The organism is Lactobacillus sp. ESL0785 (assembly GCF_029395455.1).
Taxonomy (GTDB): Bacteria; Bacillota; Bacilli; order Lactobacillales; family Lactobacillaceae; genus Lactobacillus.
The window spans coordinates 732,064-755,786 of sequence record NZ_CP113916.1 but is presented as its reverse complement, the minus strand read 5'-3'; the positions used below and the strand labels follow the sequence as shown (position 1 = coordinate 755,786).

Genomic DNA, 23,723 nt, shown 5'->3' with positions numbered 1-23,723 from the left:
TCTTTATAATTTTTCTGCAACTCGCAACTTGGCACTGTGTGAGCGATTATTATTATCTAACTCTTCACTTGAAGCAACGATCGGCTTACGATTTACCAGTTGCAGTGTCGGCTTCATATTATCAGGAATCATTGGCATTCCTCTAGGCACTTCAACCTCAGAATACTTCTTAAAAATCTTTTTAACAATTTTATCTTCATCAGACTGAAAAGTAATGACACTGATTCTACCGCCTGGTTGCAATAACTTGATTGCTTCCTCAAGTGACTCCCTAAGAACGTCAAGCTCATTATTGACAGCCACTCGCAAGGCTTGAAAAGTCTTCTTAGCTGGGTGACCGCCAGTCCGTCTTGCAAATGCCGGTATCGCTTCTTTAATAATATCAACTAACTCAAATGTAGTTGTAATTGGTTCGATTCGTCTTCTTTCAACGATTTTACGGGCAATTTGGCGAGAAAATTTCTCATCACCATATTTATACAAAATATTCGCTAATTCTTTTTGACTTGAATTATTTACTAATTGATAAGCATCAAGAGTCTGGCTTTGGTCCATTCTCATATCTAATCTTGCATTAAACCGGTAAGAAAATCCGCGTCCTGCTTGATCAAATTGTGGCGAAGAAACTCCTAAATCATAGTAAATTCCAGAAATTCCATTTGTGTAACCTAGCTTAACCAGATTCTCTTGCAAATGACTAAAATTATCATGAACTAACTGTAATCTAGGCTGACTATCTGCCTGCAATAACGCAGCAAAGTTTGACTCAGCCGATCTTATTGCATATTCATCTTGATCAAATCCAATTAGTGTTCCTTGTTCAATTCTACTTAGTAAATATCTTGCATGACCCCCGCCGCCAAAAGTGGCATCTACATAAAGACCGCCGTCTTTAGGTCTTAAATTATCTATTGTTTCGTGTAAGAGTACACTGGTGTGTTTGAATTCCATAATTATAGTTCAATATCATCCAAATTTTCTGCGATGTCATCATAATTTTCATTTGCTTCATCATTAAAACTTGTCCAGCGCTCAGCTGACCAAATTTCAATTCGTTCAGAAACACCAATAATGACACATTCTTTTACTAGAGCTGCGTGCTTTTTCAGCGTTGTGGTCAGATTAACACGCCCCTGCTTATCGAATTCGCATTCCATTGCACCAGAGTAAAACAAGCGCATAAAACTGCGAGCGTTTCTCTTAGTTAATGGAAGTTGCGCTAACTTGGCTTCTATCTTCTGCCATGCCTCGATGGTATAGCCAAAAATACAGCCTTCCATTCCGCGAGTAAATATCATCTTGTCACCAATCTGTTCACGCAAACGAGCGGGAATAATTAATCGCCCCTTACTATCGAGATTATGATGATATTCACCCATGAACATGGTCTAGCCCCCCTTCCACTGAATAATTTACCACAATTAACCACTTTCTACCACAGTTTAATTAAAAATAATAAAAAATATAAGTTATTTAATTTCCCCGGATTTTCCCAAAATAAAAAGCTAGAGATTCGTTGATAACTCTAGCTTTCTAAGCACAGTGATTTTATAAAAACAGCAGCATTTAAATCATCATAAATAGCAACCCAATATACCAGAATAAACTACACATAGTCAAATAATCCCACAACTGGCGCAACGTTCTACCTAGTGAAATATTTTTATTTTTTACTGCTTCTGTTACCGAAACAATAATTACTAAAATAAAAAAGACAAAAAAACCGTAAGGTAAAAAGCCGGGCTTCCTTTGCTCAATACTTATTAAGTGACAAGCAAAAAGCAGAAAAAAGGGCAGTACATCATAACCGTGAAAAAGTGCTTTAGGAAAAAATTTATTTAAAATAAATGCCAACACTAATCCGATAAATGGCAATATAAAAATTAACAACATGATATTTCCTCCACTACTTATTTTATCTTACTATGTAATTGAAAAAAACTATTAATAAGGATAAAATATTGTTCAAACAAGGAGGTCAATCAATGGCACGGAAAAAGAAAAAAAAATCAGGGTTTCAAAAATTAACAATCGTAATGGCTTGGCTAATGGCATTTATCACTTTGGCAGCAATCATTGCTCAAGTTGCAATAGTTTTGGTAAATAATGGCATGATTGGATAAAAATAAAAAAACGTGAGTTTTAAACTCACGTTTTTTTATTAATGATAATTATCAAAATTAACCATAAACGGATAATTTCGTGCCAAGCTAGCCCAAATGGGATAAGTAATAGCCGCAAAAAGTAAGGCCCAACCCAAAGTTGGTAATAGACTAATTAAAAAATTACGTAAAGAAACAGTAATCATTCCCACCACACTTAAAATAAGCCAATTATATGTACTCATAACAACCACAGCCAAAATCACTGCCAACATCCGTGCCCAAAAGACCTCGGGCAAGAAGCGGGCTGACTTTTGCAATAGCCAGCTTAAAAGTGGCAAAATTACCGTGTAAACACCAATAATTCCCCAGAAATACAGGTCACTAACAACCCCTGCACCTAATGCCAGCCAAATTTCTTTGTCATTCAAATCATCAAATAAGGCTAACAACATCACGCCAATGGGCATCACTAAACAAGCCGCATTTCCTAATTCAAAAAATTGATGAAGAAAAAGTGCTAAACTACCATCAATTACCAACGCAACATATAAAGCAAAGGCCAAAACAAATTTGCGTAAAGACTGCATTAGTCTTCCACCTTTCTCCTAATTACAGTTACTAATGAGGGATCATTTAACTCTCCTGCTGGCTTAATTTTAATTAAATCAGATAAACCAAAAGAATCACGCGTAGCTTTGGCAATTGAGCCAATCAGTAATCCTTTGGGTGAATTACCACCCATACCACTAGTATAAACTTGTGTACCTTGTTTTAACTTGTTACTATCAATAGCCTGCGTAAAGGCTAAAGTATTATCGCCAACTACAGTGATAATACCGTGGACTTTTTTACCGTTAGTTGCTGTAGCTTCAACAGCAAAACGATTAGCATCCTTATCACTCGTCGTAATTAATTCTACCTTAGCAGAAGCAGCATTAACCTCAATTACGCGGCCAATTACACCGCCACCGCTCATTACGGCCATATTTTTACGTAAACCGGAAGTAGCGCCTTTATTAATGACCAATAAGTCAGTCCAACTATCAGGAGAACGCGAAATTACAGAAGCACTTACTAAGTCATAATCCGCTAGCGAGCCTTTAATTTTTAAGGCAGACTTTAATTGCTTATTCTCTGCTTCGAGGACAGAGTTGCGAGCTTTAGTTTGCTCTAAATTGGTTACTTTGCTCTTCAGGTAATTATTTTCATTTTGAGCGTTTAATAAGGCATTAACATTATTTAAACCACCAGAAACTAAGCTGACAGGCCAATCAACAATTCTCGTTCCAACAGCAACAATATCATTACCAAAACTCTGGATAATCAATGGTGTATTGCGTTTATTCCGCAAATGAACACTAGTACCCAAAACAGAGAAAATGACAATAAGAACAACACATACCGTTAATAATTTTTTGTTTTGCAGAAATTTTTTCATTTGGAATTGATCCTAAACAAAAGCCGGCTAAAAACAGCCGGCCCCAGTATTATTTGCGACTTCTACGAATTACTTCGATATTTTTAAGTGATTCACCAGTACCAATTGCAACACAGTCAAGCGGATCTTGAGCAATAAATACTGGGACTTTAGTTGCCTCAGAGATAACATCTGGTAAGTTCTTGAGCAGTGCGCCACCACCCGTTAAAACGATTCCGTGATCAATGACATCAGCTGCAATTTCAGGAGAAGTTTGTTCTAAAGTTTCTTTAATTGCAATGATAATATCTTGGACAACATCTTGAATAGCCTTAGCAACATCAACTGCTTGAACATCAACCGACTTTGGCAGTCCTGTTACCAAATCACGACCACGAATATTAACAGATTCAATGTCTTTAGCTTTTTCAATTGATGCTGAACCAATTTTAATTTTAATGTCCTCAGCAGTTCTTTCACCAATTAATAAGTTAAAGTTCGAATGAACATAATTAACAATGGCTGTATTAAACTTGTCGCCAGCTTGGCGAATTGAAGTTGAAGAAACAATTCCGCCAAGTGAAATTGTTGCAACATCAGTTGTACCACCACCAATATCAACAACCATTGAACCTGTTGGATCCATTACTGGAAGTCCCGCGCCAATAGCTGCTGCAAATGGCTCTTCAATTACGTAAGCTTCGCGTGCACCAGCAACTCGTGCAGCATCGATCACTGCCCGTTTTTCAACTTCAGTTACACCTGATGGCACACAAATCATAACTGATGGCTTGGAATTACCAACAGTCCGATCAATAAAATGCTTGAGCATCGATGCTGTTGTATCATAATCGGCAATCACACCGTCTTTCATTGGGCGAATTGCAACAATGCTGGCAGGCGTTCTACCAATCATCTCACGAGCCTTGGAACCAACCGCGATCACCTTATTATCTTGAGTATTTTTGGCTACAACAGAAGGTTCTCTTAGGACAATCCCCTTACCTTCTGTATAGACAAGGGTATTGGCTGTACCCAAATCAATACCAATATTTTTTGCTCCTAATCCAAACACTAAAATCTCTCCTTAATTATTGCAGTCTTTAAATCTTGAATCATTATAGCACAAAGCGAGGTCTAAAAAAGATTTCTGGTATAAGTTTAAGATGAATTTAAGACAATTTAGGTGGTTAATCATAATTAAACAGTTACTTAATAACGAAAATTATTACCTAAGAAGAAGCAGCTGTTAAATCTCTAAGACGCAAAAAACCTCCATGTAATAACACAGAGGTTTCGGCATCTTAACAAGTAACTACATAATTAAAATATTTATTACCAACAATTTTAGAACAGCTCATGTTCTCTCATACTGATATAGCGGTTTTTGCCAACAATAAAATGATCTAAAAAGTCAATCTGCATCATATCAGCTGCATCATGTAACATTCGGGTCAATTTAATATCACTTTGCGATGGCACTAAATTACCACTAGGATGATTATGAACGACAAACATCCCTGCACACGCATAAATTATGCCCCACCGGAAAATTTCTCGTGGATGAGCCACTGACTTATCTAGTGTGCCTTTAAATAAACATTTTTCAGCAATTATATGGTTGCTATTATCAATATAAACGCCCCACAATTCTTCTTGCTTATGACCTGCTAATTTATCAGCTAAATAGGTTCCCACCTCATTACTAGACGTTAACACAGCCTCACGATCAGGTATAGCACTACGCAGCCTTTCAAGTAATTCCTCGCTGGTAACTGCTAGCACATTTGAAGCTTCAGACCCTGAGAGATATTGCAATAAGTCATTAAAATTACTAATTCGTAATTGTCGCAATCTATCAATTAATTGAGTTAAGTTAATAATTTCTTTTTTAGCCAACTGGTCAACTAGTTCATTTAATAATTCAATATCCGTTTTTACTAAATAGTGATTGGACTTGATGATTTCCATTAATATCATTCCCTTCACTATTACATACGCAAAAACTAATTTATTTTTTCTAAAAATTCATTAAAATCTTGACAAACAAAGACAGCATTTTGACGATCAGCTGTTGTCGGCGGTAATAAATCTGGAATCATCACACACTTAAGGCCGGCATGTGCAGCTGCAGCCACGCCAGTTCCTGAATCTTCAAAAGCTAAAATATTTTTTATCGGCACTGCTAATTTTTGTGCTGCCCATAAATAAATATCTGGTGCCGGTTTAGCCTCAAGTTGGTGCTTACGCACATCATCATAATTTAGGTGGAACTGGAAGTAATTACGAATTCCTGTTGCCCACATCTCATGTTCCAGCACTCTTTCATAATTGCTAGATACAATTGCCATCGGCAAATCTAAGTCATAAAAAACATCAAGTGCCTTTTGAACGCCGGGACGCAAATTAAGTTTGCCCTCATCTGTCCACTTCCAAACCAACTCGTCTGTCCGTTTAATAAAATTAACTCGTTGCTTCTCAGTTGCAAAATATTTACGATAAAATTTACGCATATTACTAGTAGTTGAACCTACTAATTTTAAGTAAGTATCATCGGACGTACCTAAATGTTCTTCCTTAGCAGCTTGAATATTGGCCCGCCAATATAAATTTTCGGAATTAACCAGCAAGCCATCCATATCAAGTAAAATCCCTTTAATTTCTTCATCAATGCCTTGAACACGCATCTACTGCCTCCATTTGTAAAATTTCACCTACTAAATAAAACGAACCTGTTACTAGTAAAATATCGTTAGCTTGGCTTACCTTCTGCAATTGCTCAAAACCAATCTGACAATTAGATTGATAAGGATACTTTTGCTGCACTTGTCGTGGAAAATCTTCTTTTTTGGCTGCTCGCGGATAGGCAATCGTCGTTAACTCAACCTGATCCGTGGACTTAAACAGAGAAAAAACTTCTGTTAGGTCTTTGTCTTTCATCATCGTAATCAACACACGCACCTTACCTTGACGCAATTTTTGTTGTTGATGAACAAAATTGAGCAAATTTTTCATTGCTTGAATATTATGTGCACCATCAAGAACAATTAATGGTTGCTCCTGCAATATTTGGTAACGTCCAGGAATTACTGTCTGATTAATTGCTTGCTCAATCTCTGCATTCGTTAAAGTTAATTGGAGTGTCTTAAATGCGCGCACCGCCACGGCAACATCATAGCCCTCAACTTGTGGTCTGATTGTAAAAGTCAACTTTTCCTGCATATCTTGATACGTTAATTGGGTTTTCCCTGTAATTGTAAAGTCGCGAGCAAGTAAAAATACCGGTGCCTGACTGGCTCTTGCTTTTTGCTCAAGAATTGGCAAAACTACTTGCGGCACATTACCTAAAATAACTGGTCGCTGTTGTTTAATTACCCCACTTTTTTCTCGTGCAATATCCTGAATTGTCGGTCCAATTAAATCTTCATGATCTAAATCAACAGTTGTAATCACACTTACTTCAGGCGTGATTACATTAGTTTTATCGTGTTCACCGCCAATTCCCACCTCAATTATCGCATAATCACACTTCTTTTGGGCAAAATAGACAAAAGCCATTACGACTTCATATTCAAATGTAACTAAACTAAAGGAGGGTAATTCTTGCCGTAACTCATTTAATACTTCTTCAACCTGATTAGCAACTGCTACTAAGTCAGCGTCACTAATATTTTGACCATCTAATTGGATTCTTTCACCAAAAGCAAACACATATGGTGAGACAAAAAGGCCAGTCTTTTGACCAGCCTTTTGCAACAAATTACTAAGATAGTAACATGTTGAGCCCTTACCATTGGTGCCCGTGACATGAATAGTTTTTACTTTATCCTGCGGCTTACCAAGTGCAGCTAATACTCTCTTGATATATGATAAATCAGCTTTCTTGTGTAATTTTGGCAGTGTATATAAATAAGATATTACATCTTGAGCATTGGTAAAAATCACATTATTTACTCTCTTTCAAATCTTGAATTCGCTGACGAACACCAGCTAGCTGACTTTCATAGTCAGTCTTCTTGGCTTCTTCCTTAGCAATGACTGCTTCTGGCGCATGTGCAACAAATCCTTGATTAGCTAATTTCTTAGTTGAACGTGCAACTTCAGCTTCAAGATCTTTTTCTTCTTTTTCCATCCGCTTAATTTCGTCATCAACATTAACCAATTCAGTCAATGGTACAAAGACTTGTGCACCAGCAATTACCGCTGTCTTAGCTAATTTTGGTGCTGTTATTTCAGTAGCAATTTCCAATTTCTTAGGGTGTAAGAAGTTCTTCACGTAATCTTCATTATCCGTTAAAATATGCTCATTTGCAGCATCATCAAGTTGAATCATAAGATCAATTGGTGATGACATTGGTGCATTAACTTCCATCCGAATGTTCCGGACGGCCTTGATAACTTCAATCAAGAAAGCCATATCACTATCTGCTTGCTTATTTTCAAATTCAGGGTGCATTTCTGGATATTTTGCAACCATAATTGACTTTCCCTCATGCGGCATTGATAACCATAATTTTTCGGTTACAAATGGCATAATTGGGTGTAACAACCGCAAAATTTGGTCAAGAATCCAAATTAAATTATCCTGTTTCTTGGCCTTTAATTCACTATTGTTACCATTTAAAACAACCTTGGAAATTTCAATATACCAATCGCAGAAGTCATTCCAAATAAAGTTGTAAAGTTCTCGACCAGCTTCACCAAATTTGTACTCGTCAAACAAGCGAATAACTTCACCTACTGTGTGGTTCAATCGATCAAAAATCCAGCTATCAGCTAAGTCAAACTTGCTGGTATCAGGCATGTGAGCTGGTTGAGCATCTGCTGGCAGGTTCATGATTACAAATCGTGATGCATTCCAAATCTTGTTAATGAAGTTCCAGGCTGCTGCCAATTTCTTTGGATTATAACGAGTATCTTGACCAGGAGCAGTCCCGTTCAATAAGAACCAGCGCAATGCATCGGCACCATATTCGTTCACAACGTCCATTGGGTCAACCCCATTGCCCAATGATTTACTCATCTTACGGCCTTGTTCATCACGAATTAAGCCGTGCAAAACAACATCTTTAAACGGACGCTCATTGGTAAAGTGCAAACTCTGGAAAATCATTCGTGATACCCAGAAGAAAATAATATCATAGCCGGTAACTAAAGCATTAGTTGGAAAATAACGTTTAAAGTCCTCTGAATTTTCATCAGGCCAACCCATAGTTGAAAATGGCCACAAAGCACTTGAGAACCAAGTATCCAAAACATCTGGATCCTGATCCCAGTTTTCAATATCCTTAGGTGCTTCTTCACCAACATACATTTCGCCGGTCTTCTTGTTGTACCAAGCTGGAATGCGGTGACCCCACCATAGTTGCCGTGAAATTACCCAATCATGAACATTTTCCATCCAATGTTCAAGCGTTTGTTCAAATCGCTCAGGGACAAAATTAACCTTATCGTCAGTCTTTTGATTAGCTAAAACCTTATCAGCTAATGGCTTCATCTTAACAAACCATTGTGTTGACAGACGTGGCTCAACTTGAACACCTGAACGCTCTGAGTGACCAACTGAGTGAACAATTGGCTTAACCTTAATCAAGTAGCCCTGTTCCTTTAAATCGGCAACTAATTGCTTACGGCAGTCAAACCGATCCATGCCAGCATATTTGCCACATTCCTCGTTCATCGTACCGTCATCGTTCATCACGTTAATCCGCTTTAAGTTATGACGATTACCAGTAGCAAAGTCATTCGGGTCATGAGCCGGCGTAATCTTTACCAAACCAGTACCAAAGTCTGGGTCAACGTGTTGATCTTCAATAATTGGAATGTGCCGACCTACAAGCGGTAAAATCAATTCTTTACCAACCAAGTCCTTGTAGCGTTCATCCCCAGGAGCAACAGCAACTGCAGTATCACCAAACATAGTTTCTGGCCGGGTCGTTGCGATTTCAACAAATCCCGAACCATCCACAAATGGATATTTAATATGATAAAAGGCACCCTTGTCATCTTGGTGAATAACTTCAATATCACTCAAAGCTGTCTGCAAAGCTGGATCCCAATTAATAATATATTGACCGCGATAAATTAAGCCCTCATTATACAATTGGACGAAGACCCGCCGGACAGCTTTAGACAATCCTTCATCTAAGGTAAAACGTTCACGCGAATAATCAAGTGACAGACCCATTTTAGCCCATTGACCCTTGATAATATTTGCGTATTCATCTTTCCAATCCCAAACTTGCTTAACAAAAGCTTCACGCCCCATTTCGTGACGATCTTTGCCTTGCTTGCGCAATTTAGCTTCTACCTTAGCCTGGGTTGCAATGCCAGCATGATCCATTCCCGGTAAATACAAAGTATCATAGCCTTGCATCCGCTTAAAACGAATTAATGTATCTTGAATTGCTGTATCCCAAGCATGACCCAAGTGTAATTTACCGGTAACATTAGGCGGCGGAATAACAATTGAATATGGGTGGGCCTTCTTATCACCTGACGGCTTAAACAAATCCTCATCAAGCCAAGTTTGGTATCTGCCATTTTCAACCTCTTGATGATCATATTTTGGTGCCAAATCTGTCATATAATTTCCTTCTTTCATATAATAAAAAATCGTCCTAGACTTCTATTGTCTAGGACGATTTACTAACCGCGGTACCACCTAAGTTAAGCAGTCAAATAGCTGCCTCTCTTACTTAGTGATAACGGCGAAAACTGCCGGATTAACTTACTCTTAGTTCAGCCAATCAGTTAAAACTAAGCTACCAATTAACTTTCAGCCTTACACCATTTGTGGCCTTTCTCTGTTTGTAAAGTTAATACCTCTTAGTCATTACTTTGCTAGTTATTATAGCACTTTTTTACAATAATGCAGCATCTTCTTCGGCTTTATCCGCCAAAAACTTGTCATTTGGATAAATTGCGGTAACTTTAATGCCTGCAAGTGCTCGTTCAATTAAGCCAGCAACATCAAGTCGTGCCTCATATTCACGTGCCTTATCAACCTTTGGTTTTGTCTTAGGGCGTGGCGGTGCAAAAATTGTACAACAATCTTCAAAGGGCTTAATGGATAAATCAAAAGTACCAATTTCTTCAGCTAAGCGAATAATTTCTGTCTTGTCCATCGTTGCAACTGGCCGGACAACTGGCGTTGTTGTCACATCATTAATCGCCATCATTGATTCTAAAGTTTGCGAAGCAACTTGACCAACTGATTCACCGTTAAAAATTGCTAATTCATTTCTTTTGTTACGAATTTCATCGGCTAACCGCAACATAAACCGCCGCTGAACCGTCATCAAGTAGCCTTCCGGTACTTTTTCCTTAATTGTTTCCTGAATTTCCGCAAAGGGAACGGCAATAAAATTAATTCGACCAGCATAATTAGCTAAGATACCAGTTAATTCTTTGGCTTTATTCAATGCTTTTTCAGTTGTATAAGGTGGACTAAAGAAATGCACCATCTCAATGTCAACGCCACGCTTTAAAGCTAAGTAAGATGCAACGGGCGAGTCAATACCACCAGACAGCATCATTACAGCACGACCACCAGTACCAACAGGCATCCCGCCAGCACCATGCAATAATTGGTTAGAAATATAAATTGCATCTTGACGCACTTCAATTCGCAGCACTAGATCTGGATGCTTCATTTCTACCTTTAAGTCAGACATATTTTCAAACAGATAATCGCCAACTAATGAATTTAATTCATTAGTATCGTAAGTAAAATGATGATCACTGCGTTTAGTATTAACCTTGAAAGTCATACCTTTTTTGAAAGTTTCCTTCATTAAAGCTAACGAAGTTTCTTCAATCGCCTGTAGCGTTTTTTCCACTTTAATTGTTGGTGAGTAAGTTTGAATACCAAAAACTTTCTTCAACTTTTGGTCAATTTCATTAAAGGATGCGCCATTTAAGACGATGTGCAATCGATCATGACGTGGATGGATTTCAATTTGCGGAAAGTCACGCAAAACTTTGGTCACATTGCCAGCAAGCTTGCCAATAAAATCCTTCCTATTCTTACCTTTAGTTGAAAGCTCACCATAGCGAACCATTATTTCAGTATATTTCATTAATTATTTTCTCCTAAATGATTAATTTTAGCAAAATGGCGGTAAATTTGATCAAAAACAGTGATAAACTCATCAGCTTCTGCAAGTGTATTAGTTTCATCAAAACTTAAACGAATGGCACTCATTGCAATCTGATCAGCAACATGCATTGAAACTAGCGTGCTTGCCTCATCAGTCTTAGTTGAAGCACAAGCAGAGGTCGTTGAAGTATAAATATCGTGTTCTTCCAGTGTATGAACTAAGGTTTCACCGCGAATTCCTTCTAAAGCAAAGCATAAAATATGCGGTGTAAAACCAGTACTTACTGGAGAGAAAATTTTAATTCCCGGCTTATCTTGCAAATAAGCAACGATTTCACGCTTAATTGCGGCTTCCCGGTTTGCCTTTTCAGCTTCATCAGTTAACAATAATCGTACAGCTTTCGCCATTGCTGCAATTGCCGGTAAATTTTCTGTCCCTGAACGCAAGCCTTTTTCTTGCCCACCACCATCATGTAACGGTGACAGCATTTTACCTTCTTTTTTGTAAAGGATACCAATTCCACGGGGAGCGTGAAATTTATGCGCCGACAAACTAGACAAATCAACCCGCGGCGTAAAGACTCGTGGCCAAATGTTTTTGCCCAGTGCCTGCACATTGTCAACATGGAATTGAATTGTCGGATAATTAGTCAACAAATCACTAATTTCTTCAATTGGCTGAATTGTTCCAATTTCATTATTAACACCCATAATTGAAACTAAGGTTGTATCTGTATCAAGAGCATTGCGCAAATCATTAACATTGACTCGGCCTTCTTTATCAACAGGCAGACGCGTCACACGGTAACCTAAGTTTTCTAAAGCATTAAAGGCATTAGCAACTGAAGCATGTTCAACACTCGAAGTAATAATATGCTTACCAAATTCACGCTTCTGAATCGCTGTCCCTTTAATTGCGGTATTATTGGATTCAGTTCCACCAGAAGTAAAGAAAATTTCATCTTGCTTCGTACCTAACAGATTTGCAATTTGTTTGCGTGAACTCTCCAGCAATTGAAAGGCACGATCGCCCATTTTATGTAAACTAGATGGATTACCCCAAATATTTTGCGCAACTTGATTATAAGTAGCTAACACTGCAGGATCAATCTTAGTCGTTGCACTATTATCAAAATAAATCACAAATCTTACTCCCTTCAAAAAAGCCTATTTAGGCTACCATCAACTTATAAATTGTAACTTAAATAGGCTTTTGCTTCAATTAATATTTATTTTTAGAAAAAGTGATTTGCTTAAAATTAATTCTTATAACTTGTAATTAACTGCTTAGCTAATTCAGCAGTCATCACTTTAATCCTGATCCTTCTTTTCCGTATAATATAAATTCTCCAAACGCTGATATGACCCAGGTTCTGCCTTTTCAATTGCTGTTGCAATTGTATCTAAAGCATCCTTATAGTTATATTGTTCTTCATATAGTTTCAGTGTTTGCTTTTGGGCACGCTGAATTGCCTCATTATCGGAATACTTATTAGAATACTGCAGTGTCAACTCAACTAAATCCGCAGAACTAATAATATCATCGGCTTCACGCTTCAAGCGTTCAACATCATCAGATATCTGAATTAATTCGTTAGAGATTTTTTCCATATTAATTCTAACTTGACTCAATTCTTTCGCAACATGGCCAATTTCGTTAACTACTAACGTATACATTTGAACAAAAGTATCAGGATTACCTGGTAACTTTTTCCGTTCTAACCGGCGATAAACCAATGATACTTCCTGCTTAAAGCGATTAATTGAATCATTAGCAACATTTTCTGAATCATATAAGCCATCAACATCTTGCGACATTTGCTTTTGTTCAGAGCTAATTTCCCGCAGCCGTTCTAGCATCGCCAGCCAAGAAGTCTTAATTTCTGAATAAACACCCTTGCCATCAGCCACATTCTGTGTGTCAACTGTGTATTGCCGACTCATATCTTTAACTTCCTGTTCAAGCTGCCGACTTTGAGCCAACTCACCATGAGTCAATTCATAACTTTCATCAATATGACGTAATTTTTTTACCAAGTCCTTTGATTCATCTTGCTCGCGAGTAAGTAACTTCTGAATTTTAGCCTGATTTTGTTCAACAAATGGTCTAGCCTTATATTCCAAAGCTAAAACATCATATAAATCGGAGATTTCTTGCTTGATTTCTTTTGTCTTTTTGGTTAATTCCGCAATCTTTAAATCTCCCAGCAATTGATCTGCTTGGGTAACTTGTTCTCGGATATCTTTGATCTTTGCCAAAACATCAACTTGCGTAATGTAGTACTTTTCCGCAACCATCTTCTTATATGAATCAGATAATTCACTTAATTGCTCTTGAAATACTGTATCTAATTCATGGCGACACTGCTTCAATTGTGGTAATTCCTCTTGCATTGAAGCTAAAGTTGCCTTAATTGTTGACAAAACCCGCTTGGCCTCAACTTGATCACCCTGAGCAGACAAGTTCTTCGCTTCGGTAAAATCACCTTCTAGCGTTGACAACTCATTTTCAACTTGATCAATAGCCACACCATAATCAAATGAATCCGCTAAAACGCCCTTGCGTAATTCATGATAAGTTTTAATTAAAGCATCGTATTGAATCTTGTTTTCCCGGTTAGATTCAAGTAATTCAGTAAAAACTTCTTTGGTATTCTTCGCATCATCATAAGTTGGCTTCATAATCTCTTGTGCCTGCTTGATGTTTTTATGAGCTTTATACAAATGATAATGGATATTTTGGTCCGCTGCTTGCTCAAGCAAGTTTTGTGCCTGTGGTATCTTCTTCGAAGTGGCCTCTTGATAACATTTACGCCAAGTAGTTAATGTAGTCAAACTTTCTCCAGCAAGATCCATACGGTCAAGCCGATCAATATCTTGTTCCAAGTGCATTTTTTCAATTTTAGTAATTAATTCATCAAGCTCAATAACTTCGTGTAACTGGCGCCGATTAATAATGAGCATAAATGCGATAATAATAATGATGACTAAAATTGCAATTACCACAATTAGAGATTGAGTTGATGACATAAAAATTCCTCCAAAAACTACTTCTAATTATAGCAAATTTATGGAGTTATGTGGAAACCTTTTAAAGAAGTGTGAGATTTTATTGAAAAAAGTACAATTTTATCCATTTATTTTTAGTCAATTATCTAGTCGATTTACCCTTTTTTACTTGCTTTACTATTCTATGACCTCTATAATTAACTTCGTGTAAAATATTTGCAGCTATAAGTGACAAGAACGTCAACATCTTAATACGTTTTAGTGAACGAGTAACCGACGCTGCAACAGGCGAAAATGAAAATTAAGATGCACGAATGTTGAACTTATGTGTAATATTTTACTCCAGAAACTGTTATCAGATTTTATTGGAGGATTTTATGTCAAGATATACAGGTCCAAGTTGGAAACGTTCAAGAAGATTAGGTATCTCACTTTCAGGTACTGGCAAGGAAATTAGTCGTCGTAACTATGCTCCTGGTCAACACGGTCCTAACTCACGTGGTCGTTTATCAGAATACGGCGAACAATTGCACGAAAAGCAAAAGTTACGTTGGATGTATGGTTTAAACGAACGTCAATTTAGAACTTTGTTCATTCAAGCTGGTAAAATTCGTGAAGGCGAACACGGTACTAACTTCATGATCTTATTAGAGCGTCGTTTGGACAGCGTTGTTTTCCGTTTAGGCTTAGCTACTACTAGACAACAAGCTAGACAATTAGTTAACCACGGTCACATCACTGTTGATGGTAAACGTGTTGACATTCCTTCATATGAAGTTCAAGTTGGTCAAACTATTGGCTTGAAGGAAAAGTCAAAGAACTTACAACAAGTTAAGGATGCTCTTGAAGCAGTCGTAACTCGTCCATCATTTGTTTCATTTGATGACAACAAGATGGAAGGTACTCTTGTACGTCTTCCAGAACGTGATGAAATGGAACCAGAAATTAACGAAGCCCTCGTTGTTGAATACTACAACAAGTTACTTTAATTTCTATATTCGCATGCCCCTTTCCACTTTGGAGAGGGGTTTTTGTTACCTTAGAAAGGAAAATAAGCATGACTGAAGACCTAAATACACGAGTTGAAAATGCAGCTAAAGGTATTACACCGCAAACTAAACCAGATGAACGGCGACGCTTCTTAGGATCACTACGCGAACGTGTTTTAGTGAGAATGAATAATACAGAAATTAAGCAGCCCAAATTAACTAGTACTTTTTTAGAGCATTTTGCTGATTACCGCGGTTACGCGATTTTAATCAATGGCAATCTTGACGATGATTTTTTAAATCAAGTTGAAACTAAATGCAGTCAATATGATATTCCCTTTACCCTTGTTAACAACGAAACTGCCAGACTTGGTGCCGAAGATACGGCTATCTTGGTAGTTGCCAAAACTGCAATTAACAAAAACCGCGTTGAAATTGGCCAAGTCTACCCACCCGAAATGCCTAAAATTGCCCTCGGACAAGCCCAAACAAAAAAGACGAGTTTTTGGCAGCGGCTTTTTCATGGAGGTCGTTAATGAAGCCATTAGCATATCGAATGCGTCCGCAACATCTGGATGAAGTTGTTGGTCAACAACATTTAATCGGTCCCGGTAAAATCATTCACCGAATGGTCGAAGCCAAGTTGCTATCGTCAATGATCCTTTATGGCCCACCTGGTATCGGTAAAACCAGCATTGCTAGTGCTATTGCTGGCTCAACTAAGTATGCTTTTCGAAAATTAAATGCAGCAACCGACAGTAAAAAGCAACTAGAGCAAGTTGCAGCTGAAGGCAAAATGAGTGGCACTGTTATCTTGCTGCTTGATGAAATTCATCGTTTGGATAAGACTAAGCAAGATTTTCTCTTGCCGCTACTCGAATCAGGTCAAATCATTTTAATTGGCGCTACTACAGAAAATCCGTATATTTCCATTTTGCCTGCTATTCGGTCACGCTGTCAGATTTTTGAACTAAAGCCATTAGCAGAAAAGGATATTGCCCAAGCAATTACGCGAGCATTAACCGATAAAGAGAATGGTCTGGGTAAATACAAGGTTAAGCTAACTGATGATGCCCAAAAATTGTTAATTCAAAAAGGCAATGGTGACTTACGAGCAACACTCAACGGCCTTGAACTTGCCGTAAGATCAACTAAACAAGAACTAACCACTGCTGGGAAAAAAGACACTGCATTTACCATCACTCAACAAGAAATGGCTGATTCTATTCAAATGCGCAGCCAGAACTTTGATGCTAATGGTGACGGCCACTACGATTTGGTTTCTGCCTTTCAAAAATCAATCCGCGGTTCCGATACCGATGCAGCATTGCATTATCTAGCACGCTTAATTGAGTCTGGCGACTTGATTTCGATCTGTCGCAGACTCAGTGTAATTGCCTACGAAGATATTGGCTTAGCCAACCCTGCTGCTGCTCAGCACGCACTAATCGCCATTCAGGCAGCACAAAATCTTGGCTTTCCCGAAGCCCGGATTCCACTAGCCAATGCAGTCATTGAACTTGCCCTCTCCCCTAAGAGTAACAGTGCCATGACTGCAATTGATACTGCCTTAGCTGATGTGCGCAAAAACGACATTGGTACCATTCCCGCCAGTCTTAAAGATGCCCACTATTCTGGTGCTAAAAAACTAGGCCACGGCATAGATTACACTTACCCACATGCTTATCCTAATGACTGGATACCTCAACAGTATTTGCCTGATAAATTACTGGGCAAACAGTACTTTACGCCTAAGGGTAATTCTAAAATCGAAAAAGCATTTAAAAAGCAATACCAAGTCTTGCATAAAATGCAAAAAGATGGGCTGCATAAATAATTAAATTTTGCACATTAACATTTTACATGAGTAAAAAATTTTATTAACCATATCAAGGCTGAATACCCGCTGCACCCAACTTTCTTGACAAATATCGTGACATTGGGTAAGATAATACTGATCTGAGTTGATCAGCAAGCTTAAATGTATAAAGTTGACCGATCAAACTAAAGACGTGCGAGTAAGTAAATAACTACCGAATCGGAAGACTATCTCAGAATAGGATCCATATTCGCTGCGCTACTACTCAATTTTTGAACACTGCGGGTTCAACAAGCGTCATTGTGCTTTGTGTAGTCAACTCGGATTTTATTTAGAAATTTAGTAGAACGGTCTTTAGACCGTTTTTTTGTGGAGATTTTTTATGATTATTAAAGTCATCATGGCAGTTTATCTCTTAATCCTATTAATCACGGCCTATTACTTGTGGCACAATCGTAACGGCAATTTTCTAATGTACAATAGTAAAAGCACAGAAAACTTCAAGTCAATTATGACTTGGACAGCTATCTTTTTATTAGCAGAATGTTTGCTCGGTGTTTTTCTTTTATGGCAAAGTAATCGCTATCTTAATTTAATTACCTTGATTTTAAGTTCCATCACAATTTTAAGTTTTAGTCTATTAATTAATCAAAAGAATGAATAATTAACCAAAAGTTTGGTAAAATAGAGGGTGAAAGAGGTGTTTTTAATATGAAACAATATCACCACATCCAAGTCGCTGTTGATGGTTCTAAAGAAGCAGATTTGGCTTTTACCAAGGCAATTGCTGCAGCTAAGCACAACGATGCAACTCTAGAGATTTTACATGTCATTGATACGCGTTCATTTCAGAACGTATCTAGCTTTGACTCCGAAATGGTTGAGCAGGTATCTAATGATGCCAAAGAAAAAATGGAAGATTACTATAATCAGGCTAAGCAAGCGGGTTTAACAAATGTCCACTACTCAATTGAATTTGGTTCACCAAAAGCAATTATCGCGCATGATTTTCCTAAAAAGCATCAGATTGACTTAATTGTCGTTGGTGCGACTGGTCTTAATGCCGTTGAACGAATTTTAATTGGTAGTGTTACAGAATATGTTACTAGAACTGCTAATTGCGATATTTTGGTCTGTCGGATAAAAGAAAATTCATCTTTGACTAAGTAATTGTCAACTAATAGCAAGTAAAAAGAGCATTCAACTCAAGTTGAATGCTCTTTTTGTAATAAATAAGTGACTTTAAAAGTCGCCAGCCTTACTAAACATATAATCTTTATTGTGGAACTTCATTGACAAAATCATTCCAATTCCGATCATGTTACCAATTAAAGCTGACCCACCTTGTGAGATAAACGGCAATGGAATTCCCGTTAATGGCAACAAATCAATACTCATACCCACATTTTCAAAAACATGGAACAAAATCATCATAATAACACCTGTTGAAACATAGGAATAGAAAGCATTTCTAGTTTCAAATGTGATTTTTACCATTTGAACAATTAAATATAAATAAAGTAAAATGACAGCTACACTACCAACAAAGCCAAAAGATTCACCAATAACTGAATAGACCATGTCTGAACCACGTACCGGAACATAAACGCTTAACTTACCAAAGCCATTACCAAATAACTGTCCTGACCCAATTGCCTGCATACTTTGCCATAACTGGTAAGCACCTTTTGAAGTGTCAGTTGCAGGATTTAACCATGACATAATCCGTTTAAACTGGTATGCCTGAAAGAAATGACTTAGAAATGCTTGACCGCCAGGTGTTGTTACCATAAAGATTACTCCTGCTGCCAAGATAAAAACTGCCACAAACATTGGTGTGATAATTTTCCACGAAATTCCAGAAACTAAAATTACACCACCAACAATCGCAATAAAGACAAGCATGGTACCAAAATCGTTTTGTAATTTTAGTAAAATCGCAATTGGCAATAACCATGCAACAACCTTACCAATCAATATCCAATCATTTTTAATTGTATGAGCCAATTTTTGGTTATGCTCATGCACAACCCGTGCCAGCATCAAAATAAAGGCGGGTTTCATAACTTCTGAAGGTTGAAACGAAATCGGGCCCAACTTAAACCAACTTTTGGCACCTGTATCACCAGCAACGCCACGGTTATAGAAGAACAAAACCGCAATCAATAACAAAATTCCACAAGCATAGATATACGGTGCAATCCTAAACAACTGCTCCGCATCAAATTGCATGACAAAAATCACAATCGCAAGAGAAATAATATACCATAATCCCTGCATTGCTACTGCCTTAACTGGACTTCCCATATGACTAGGATCATCAATTGCAGCAAAATAAATCGAATACAGACCAACAACTGCTAGTAAAACAACGGGAATAACAACGTTCCATGCAATCCGATCAAATAAATCTGTCTTGTTTTCTACTTTTACCATCAATAATCACATCTATTTTTCATGCAGTGCAAAGTAAGAAAGTAAGTCATTGATACTACTCTCTAAACTTTTAGCATATAAAACATTATTAGTCTTCATCGTAGTTGCACGATAACGACCAGCTGTTTTTTCAATCAAACCAATTGTTTTCCTATTTGGAATAACAACTTCCCAAGTTGGAATTTCTTTACCTTTAACTTCGTTTATTTCAATATTAATATTTTCTGGTTTTTTTGACATTTTATCTCCTATTTCACGTCCGGGTGAAATTTGCGTGCAATAATTTCATCCTCATACTTTTCCGGATGAGGATTGCGAAAAATAGTAAAGCGATCAGGAACTGGATCAACACCACCGCGTACAAACGGATTACAACGCAAAATGCGGCAAATCCCCATGATTAAACCTAAAATTGGACCATGCTTTTTTAATGCCGCAATCATATAAGCTGAACAAGTTGGATAATATCGACAACTGTTAGGCAATACAGGCGAGATAAAGTTCTGATAAAATTTAACTAGCAAAATTAAAATTTTACGCAAGTCAAACCCCCGATTAATTAATGACGTTGATGTTTTTCAATATTTTTAAGCAACGTACCAGTACCTAAAGCAACGGCTTCAAGTGGATGATCAGCTGTTAAAACTGGAACCTTCAGGTAATATGATATTAGCTTATCAATATTCTTAAGCAAAGCCCCACCACCGGTTAACATAATGCCGCGATCAATAATATCAGCCGATAATTCAGGCGGTGTCTTTTCCAAGACTTCCTTTGTTGCTGCAATGATTGTCATTAAACCATCGTGCAAAGCTTCCTGAATTTCGGGAGCTGTAACCGTTGCCTGCTTCGGTAGTCCATCAACAACATCACGCCCACGAACAGTAATTGACTGCTCTTTATCCGGCTCAAAGGCACTACCGATTTCAATTTTAATCTGTTCAGCTGTCCGCGAACCAATTAGCAAGTTATGTTTATTTTTAATATAAGCAATCACAGCTTGGTTCATTCGGTCACCAGCATAACGCAAAGATTGGCTAGTAACAATTTCACCCATTGACAGCACAGCAATATCTGTCGTACCACCACCAATATCAATTACAATATTACCTTGCGGCTTAAAAATGTCTAGTCCTGCACCAACAGCAGCAACTTTGGGCTCAAAATCAAGGTAAACCTTGCCACCGCCAGATTTTTCTGCTGCTTGAATAATTGCCTTTTGCTCAATTGAAGTGACACCTGTTGGCGCACAAATCAAAATATTGGGCTTAGACATAAAACCTTTAACATTCAGCTTTTCAATAAAATACGACAGCATTGCTTCCGTAATATCAAAATCAGCAATTACGCCGTTTTTTAGAGGACGGATAACCCGAATATTACCGGGTGTGCGGCCGACCATCTTATATGCTTCGGTTCCAACCGCCACTACTTTATTTGTACCTGTATTGACAGCAACTACTGATGGCTCATTTAACACGATTCCTTTACCGGAGACGTTAATGAGCACGTTTGCTGTCCCTAAATCAATTCCTATATCTCGTGCCACGATGAAAAATCCTCCATAAATATTCATTGTCCATTTTACCATAAAGAAAACAGGTTTGCCTTGGTCTTCTTTCTTTTTACTAAGTCTTAAAAGAAATTGCTTAACTGCAACGATGTATCGATTAAGGTGATAAAGAAATTCCCAACCAAAAAACCAAGACCAATTGCTGCAAAAATCAACAACAACTGTGCTTCAAACGTCCTACCTTTTCTGATAATTTTTTCAATTCTAATACTTTTCATTATTTGAAAAGATAAGCCAATCGTAATCAAATAAATTACAATACTAATTAAAGCATGGACACCAAGTTGAAACATAATCTTTCTCACTTTTCTTCAGCTAAATAAAAAACGGATACACTCTTGTGCATCCGTTTAAAACTCTTATTACTAATTATCCGAGTTGTAAACACTGATTCGGTTTACAGCCCGTCTTAATGCAACCTGAGCTCTTTCTAATGAACGTTGGTCATGCTTAGCCTTTGCTTCTTCCATATGCTTTTGAGCTCGTTCACGAGCAGCTTGTGCCCGTGAAACATCAATATTTTGAGATCGCTCAGCACTGTCAGCAATTACTGTTGCAACGTTATCAGAAAATTCAAAATAACCACCACTAACAGCAATATGATTAACAGCCTGATCTAATTCTTGACTGCGCTTGACTTTAATTTCACCAATTGTCAACGGCGTTAAAATTGGCAAGTGATTATACATCACTGAACGCTGCCCATCAATTGCCCGCATTTCAATAATACTGGCATGATGTGAATAGATCACGCCATCAGGAGTAACAACATTTACTAAAAAAAGTTTTTCTGGATCAGCCATTTGACATCACCCTACTTTTCTAATAATGCTTTAGCTTCTGGATCGCTAGCAGTAACACCCATCTGTTGCGCCTTTTTCAAAACGTCTTCAATTGGGCCAACACTACGGAAAGCATCTTCAGGAAGATCATCAAGGTGACCGTCTAAAATCATCTTGAAACCTTTGATCGTATCTTTAATTGGAACATAAGAACCAGGAACGCCCGTAAATTGTTCAGCAACAAAGAAGTTTTGTGACAAGAAGAATTGGATCTTCCGTGCCCGACTAACGATCACTTTTTCTTCATCAGATAATTCGTCCATTCCCAAAACAGAAATAATATCCTGTAATTCGTGGTAACGTTGCAAAATATGTTGTACACCAGTAGCAACTTCATAATGTTCCTTGCCAACGATTTCTGGGTCCAAAGCACTGGATGTTGACTCAAGTGGGTCAACCGCTGGATAAATACCTTGCTCAACTAAACTACGTTCCAAGTTGGTCGTAGCATCAAGGTGAGCAAAAGTCGTTGCTGGCGCTGGGTCAGTATAGTCATCAGCTGGCACATAAACAGCCTGAATTGAAGTAATCGAACCCTTCGTAGTCGAAGTAATTCTTTCTTGCAATTGACCCATTTCTGTAGCTAATGTTGGCTGATAACCAACAGCACTAGGCATCCGACCTAACAAGGCAGAAACTTCTGAACCAGCCTGAGTAAACCGGAAAATGTTATCAATAAAGAGCAAAACATCTTGCCCTTCAACATCTCTAAAGTATTCAGCCAAAGTCAAACCAGTTAAAGCAACCCGCATTCTGGCACCAGGGGGCTCATTCATCTGACCAAAGACCATGGCGGTTTTACTCAAAACACCTGAAGCCTTCATTTCAAAGTAAAGGTCGTTACCTTCACGAGTTCTTTCACCAACACCAGTAAAGACGGAAATACCGCCGTGTTCTTGCGCGATGTTATGAATTAATTCCTGAATAATCGTGGTTTTACCAACACCGGCACCACCAAACAGACCAACTTTACCACCTCGAATATAAGGTTCAAGTAAGTCAATAACTTTAATTCCTGTTTCAAGAATTTCTTGACTAGTGGTCAATTCAGAATACTTAGGAGCTTCCCGATGAATACTATTACGAGGATGATCCTTACTAAATTCAGGACCATTATCAATTGGGTTACCTAAAACATTAAATACACGACCTAAAGTATCATTACCAACCGGTACGGAAATAGGACCACCAGTGTCTTCGACCTTCATTCCGCGCCTGAGACCATTAGTAGATTCCATGGCAATTGTTCTTAAGACACCATCGCCAAGCTCCAGTGTAACTTCAAGGACAACAGAAGTGTCATCTGATATGACTACACGCAAAGCGTTGTTAATATCAGGTAGGTTTTTATCAAGTGGAAATTTAACATCGACAACTGGGCCGATTACTTGAACAACTTCACCTTCACTCAAAACATCTACCTCCTTTTCTC

The 23,723-nt window shown here is 37.9% G+C and carries 26 protein-coding genes; 6 read left to right on the top strand and 20 right to left on the bottom strand.

The features are described from left to right. Positions 1–3: 3 nt before the first annotated feature. The 3 genes from rsmH to OZY43_RS03690 form a co-directional block, all read right to left on the bottom strand. The gene (gene rsmH / locus OZY43_RS03700) at positions 4–951 is read right to left on the bottom strand and encodes a 16S rRNA (cytosine(1402)-N(4))-methyltransferase RsmH (RefSeq protein ID WP_277166078.1); all 948 of its coding nucleotides are present in this window, start codon (positions 949–951) and stop codon (positions 4–6) included. Positions 952–953: 2 nt separating this feature from the next. Further along, on the bottom strand, positions 954–1,385 hold the full coding sequence (mraZ, locus tag OZY43_RS03695; RefSeq protein ID WP_277166076.1) for a division/cell wall cluster transcriptional repressor MraZ: 432 nt from the start codon (positions 1,383–1,385) through the stop codon (positions 954–956). A gap of 181 nt (positions 1,386–1,566) precedes the next feature. Further along, the gene (locus tag OZY43_RS03690) at positions 1,567–1,893 is read right to left on the bottom strand and encodes a DUF3397 domain-containing protein (RefSeq protein ID WP_277166074.1); all 327 of its coding nucleotides are present in this window, start codon (positions 1,891–1,893) and stop codon (positions 1,567–1,569) included. Positions 1,894–1,985: 92 nt separating this feature from the next. Here OZY43_RS03690 and OZY43_RS03685 point away from each other — a divergent pair, with 92 nt between their 5' ends. Next, the gene (locus OZY43_RS03685; protein WP_277166072.1) at positions 1,986–2,123 is read left to right on the top strand and encodes a DUF4044 domain-containing protein; all 138 of its coding nucleotides are present in this window, start codon (positions 1,986–1,988) and stop codon (positions 2,121–2,123) included. A 38-nt stretch (positions 2,124–2,161) separates the two neighbouring features. Here the strand turns inward: OZY43_RS03685 and mreD are convergent, their stop codons facing one another. The 10 genes from mreD to ezrA all read right to left on the bottom strand — a co-directional run bounded on the left by mreD (position 2,162) and on the right by ezrA (position 14,653). After that, positions 2,162–2,692 (bottom strand): rod shape-determining protein MreD, encoded by a 531-nt coding sequence (mreD, locus tag OZY43_RS03680; RefSeq protein ID WP_277166070.1) that lies wholly within the window; start codon positions 2,690–2,692, stop codon positions 2,162–2,164. Then, positions 2,692–3,543, bottom strand: coding sequence for a rod shape-determining protein MreC (gene mreC / locus OZY43_RS03675; protein WP_277166068.1), 852 nt, complete (start codon positions 3,541–3,543; stop codon positions 2,692–2,694). Before mreC ends, mreD begins: the two co-directional genes overlap by 1 nt. A 49-nt stretch (positions 3,544–3,592) precedes the next feature. After that, complete coding sequence (locus OZY43_RS03670; protein ID WP_277166066.1) at positions 3,593–4,597, bottom strand: rod shape-determining protein; 1,005 nt, start codon at positions 4,595–4,597, stop codon at positions 3,593–3,595. A gap of 272 nt (positions 4,598–4,869) precedes the next feature. Beyond that, positions 4,870–5,493, bottom strand: a complete 624-nt coding sequence (locus OZY43_RS03665) for a JAB domain-containing protein (protein ID WP_277166064.1) — start codon at positions 5,491–5,493, stop codon at positions 4,870–4,872. Positions 5,494–5,528: 35 nt separating this feature from the next. Continuing rightward, positions 5,529–6,209, bottom strand: a complete 681-nt coding sequence (locus OZY43_RS03660) for an HAD family phosphatase (protein WP_277166062.1) — start codon at positions 6,207–6,209, stop codon at positions 5,529–5,531. After that, positions 6,190–7,467: a folylpolyglutamate synthase/dihydrofolate synthase family protein gene (locus OZY43_RS03655; RefSeq protein ID WP_277166060.1), complete on the bottom strand. Its 1,278-nt coding sequence runs from the start codon at positions 7,465–7,467 to the stop codon at positions 6,190–6,192. Before OZY43_RS03655 ends, OZY43_RS03660 begins: the two co-directional genes overlap by 20 nt. A 1-nt stretch (position 7,468) precedes the next feature. Beyond that, complete coding sequence (locus tag OZY43_RS03650) at positions 7,469–10,108, bottom strand: valine--tRNA ligase (RefSeq protein ID WP_277166346.1); 2,640 nt, start codon at positions 10,106–10,108, stop codon at positions 7,469–7,471. Between the two features lie 277 nt (positions 10,109–10,385). Next, positions 10,386–11,603: a tRNA uracil 4-sulfurtransferase ThiI gene (gene thiI, locus OZY43_RS03645; RefSeq protein WP_277166058.1), complete on the bottom strand. Its 1,218-nt coding sequence runs from the start codon at positions 11,601–11,603 to the stop codon at positions 10,386–10,388. Next, the gene (locus tag OZY43_RS03640) at positions 11,603–12,766 is read right to left on the bottom strand and encodes a cysteine desulfurase family protein (RefSeq protein ID WP_277166056.1); all 1,164 of its coding nucleotides are present in this window, start codon (positions 12,764–12,766) and stop codon (positions 11,603–11,605) included. The genes thiI and OZY43_RS03640 overlap by 1 nt, the downstream gene beginning before the upstream one ends. 168 nt (positions 12,767–12,934) lie before the next feature. After that, on the bottom strand, positions 12,935–14,653 hold the full coding sequence (ezrA, locus tag OZY43_RS03635) for a septation ring formation regulator EzrA (RefSeq protein WP_277166054.1): 1,719 nt from the start codon (positions 14,651–14,653) through the stop codon (positions 12,935–12,937). Positions 14,654–15,009: 356 nt separating this feature from the next. Between ezrA and rpsD the strand changes: the two genes are divergently transcribed. From rpsD to OZY43_RS03610, 5 genes are all read left to right on the top strand, one after another. Further along, a complete protein-coding gene (gene rpsD, locus OZY43_RS03630) occupies positions 15,010–15,621 on the top strand; it encodes a 30S ribosomal protein S4 (RefSeq protein ID WP_277151714.1) in 612 nt (203 codons plus the stop codon). Between the two features lie 68 nt (positions 15,622–15,689). Beyond that, positions 15,690–16,157 (top strand): YueI family protein, encoded by a 468-nt coding sequence (locus OZY43_RS03625; RefSeq protein WP_277166052.1) that lies wholly within the window; start codon positions 15,690–15,692, stop codon positions 16,155–16,157. Further along, positions 16,157–17,458, top strand: coding sequence for a replication-associated recombination protein A (locus tag OZY43_RS03620; protein ID WP_277166050.1), 1,302 nt, complete (start codon positions 16,157–16,159; stop codon positions 17,456–17,458). Before OZY43_RS03625 ends, OZY43_RS03620 begins: the two co-directional genes overlap by 1 nt. 364 nt (positions 17,459–17,822) lie before the next feature. After that, positions 17,823–18,104 carry a hypothetical protein gene (locus tag OZY43_RS03615; protein WP_277166048.1) on the top strand — a complete coding sequence of 94 codons (282 nt, stop codon included), beginning with the start codon at positions 17,823–17,825 and terminating at the stop codon, positions 18,102–18,104. A 47-nt stretch (positions 18,105–18,151) separates the two neighbouring features. After that, a complete protein-coding gene (locus OZY43_RS03610) occupies positions 18,152–18,610 on the top strand; it encodes a universal stress protein (RefSeq protein ID WP_277166046.1) in 459 nt (152 codons plus the stop codon). A 72-nt stretch (positions 18,611–18,682) separates the two neighbouring features. On the opposite strand, the gene OZY43_RS03605 is transcribed toward OZY43_RS03610, so the two are convergent. The 7 genes from OZY43_RS03605 to atpD form a co-directional block, all read right to left on the bottom strand. Beyond that, entirely contained in the window at positions 18,683–19,876 is a 1,194-nt protein-coding gene (locus OZY43_RS03605; RefSeq protein WP_277166044.1) for an FtsW/RodA/SpoVE family cell cycle protein, read from the bottom strand. A 12-nt stretch (positions 19,877–19,888) separates the two neighbouring features. Then, entirely contained in the window at positions 19,889–20,116 is a 228-nt protein-coding gene (locus tag OZY43_RS03600) for a DUF2969 domain-containing protein (RefSeq protein WP_277166042.1), read from the bottom strand. Between the two features lie 8 nt (positions 20,117–20,124). After that, positions 20,125–20,418, bottom strand: a complete 294-nt coding sequence (yidD, locus tag OZY43_RS03595; RefSeq protein ID WP_277166040.1) for a membrane protein insertion efficiency factor YidD — start codon at positions 20,416–20,418, stop codon at positions 20,125–20,127. 17 nt (positions 20,419–20,435) lie between these two features. After that, complete coding sequence (locus OZY43_RS03590) at positions 20,436–21,425, bottom strand: rod shape-determining protein (RefSeq protein WP_277166038.1); 990 nt, start codon at positions 21,423–21,425, stop codon at positions 20,436–20,438. An 86-nt stretch (positions 21,426–21,511) separates the two neighbouring features. Beyond that, positions 21,512–21,742: a DUF1146 family protein gene (locus OZY43_RS03585; RefSeq protein ID WP_277166036.1), complete on the bottom strand. Its 231-nt coding sequence runs from the start codon at positions 21,740–21,742 to the stop codon at positions 21,512–21,514. Between the two features lie 72 nt (positions 21,743–21,814). Further along, positions 21,815–22,252 carry a F0F1 ATP synthase subunit epsilon gene (locus OZY43_RS03580; RefSeq protein ID WP_277166034.1) on the bottom strand — a complete coding sequence of 146 codons (438 nt, stop codon included), beginning with the start codon at positions 22,250–22,252 and terminating at the stop codon, positions 21,815–21,817. Positions 22,253–22,263: 11 nt separating this feature from the next. Further along, a complete protein-coding gene (atpD, locus tag OZY43_RS03575) occupies positions 22,264–23,703 on the bottom strand; it encodes a F0F1 ATP synthase subunit beta (RefSeq protein WP_277166032.1) in 1,440 nt (479 codons plus the stop codon). Between the last annotated feature and the right edge of the window lie 20 nt (positions 23,704–23,723).

Coding starts and splice junctions, on each gene's coding strand:
- OZY43_RS03620 (WP_277166050.1), top strand. CDS start 16,157: ATGAAGCCATTAGCATATCGAATGCGTCCGCAACATCTGGATGAAGTT.
- OZY43_RS03580 (WP_277166034.1), bottom strand. CDS start 22,252: ATGGCTGATCCAGAAAAACTTTTTTTAGTAAATGTTGTTACTCCTGAT.
- OZY43_RS03605 (WP_277166044.1), bottom strand. CDS start 19,876: ATGGTAAAAGTAGAAAACAAGACAGATTTATTTGATCGGATTGCATGG.
- OZY43_RS03660 (WP_277166062.1), bottom strand. CDS start 6,209: ATGCGTGTTCAAGGCATTGATGAAGAAATTAAAGGGATTTTACTTGAT.
- OZY43_RS03585 (WP_277166036.1), bottom strand. CDS start 21,742: ATGTTTCAACTTGGTGTCCATGCTTTAATTAGTATTGTAATTTATTTG.
- OZY43_RS03685 (WP_277166072.1), top strand. CDS start 1,986: ATGGCACGGAAAAAGAAAAAAAAATCAGGGTTTCAAAAATTAACAATC.
- mreC (WP_277166068.1), bottom strand. CDS start 3,543: ATGAAAAAATTTCTGCAAAACAAAAAATTATTAACGGTATGTGTTGTT.
- rpsD (WP_277151714.1), top strand. CDS start 15,010: ATGTCAAGATATACAGGTCCAAGTTGGAAACGTTCAAGAAGATTAGGT.
- rsmH (WP_277166078.1), bottom strand. CDS start 951: ATGGAATTCAAACACACCAGTGTACTCTTACACGAAACAATAGATAAT.
- mreD (WP_277166070.1), bottom strand. CDS start 2,692: ATGCAGTCTTTACGCAAATTTGTTTTGGCCTTTGCTTTATATGTTGCG.
- OZY43_RS03650 (WP_277166346.1), bottom strand. CDS start 10,108: ATGACAGATTTGGCACCAAAATATGATCATCAAGAGGTTGAAAATGGC.
- OZY43_RS03690 (WP_277166074.1), bottom strand. CDS start 1,893: ATGTTGTTAATTTTTATATTGCCATTTATCGGATTAGTGTTGGCATTT.
- OZY43_RS03665 (WP_277166064.1), bottom strand. CDS start 5,493: ATGGAAATCATCAAGTCCAATCACTATTTAGTAAAAACGGATATTGAA.
- mraZ (WP_277166076.1), bottom strand. CDS start 1,385: ATGTTCATGGGTGAATATCATCATAATCTCGATAGTAAGGGGCGATTA.
- OZY43_RS03625 (WP_277166052.1), top strand. CDS start 15,690: ATGACTGAAGACCTAAATACACGAGTTGAAAATGCAGCTAAAGGTATT.
- OZY43_RS03615 (WP_277166048.1), top strand. CDS start 17,823: ATGATTATTAAAGTCATCATGGCAGTTTATCTCTTAATCCTATTAATC.
- OZY43_RS03610 (WP_277166046.1), top strand. CDS start 18,152: ATGAAACAATATCACCACATCCAAGTCGCTGTTGATGGTTCTAAAGAA.
- ezrA (WP_277166054.1), bottom strand. CDS start 14,653: ATGTCATCAACTCAATCTCTAATTGTGGTAATTGCAATTTTAGTCATC.
- thiI (WP_277166058.1), bottom strand. CDS start 11,603: ATGAAATATACTGAAATAATGGTTCGCTATGGTGAGCTTTCAACTAAA.
- OZY43_RS03600 (WP_277166042.1), bottom strand. CDS start 20,116: ATGTCAAAAAAACCAGAAAATATTAATATTGAAATAAACGAAGTTAAA.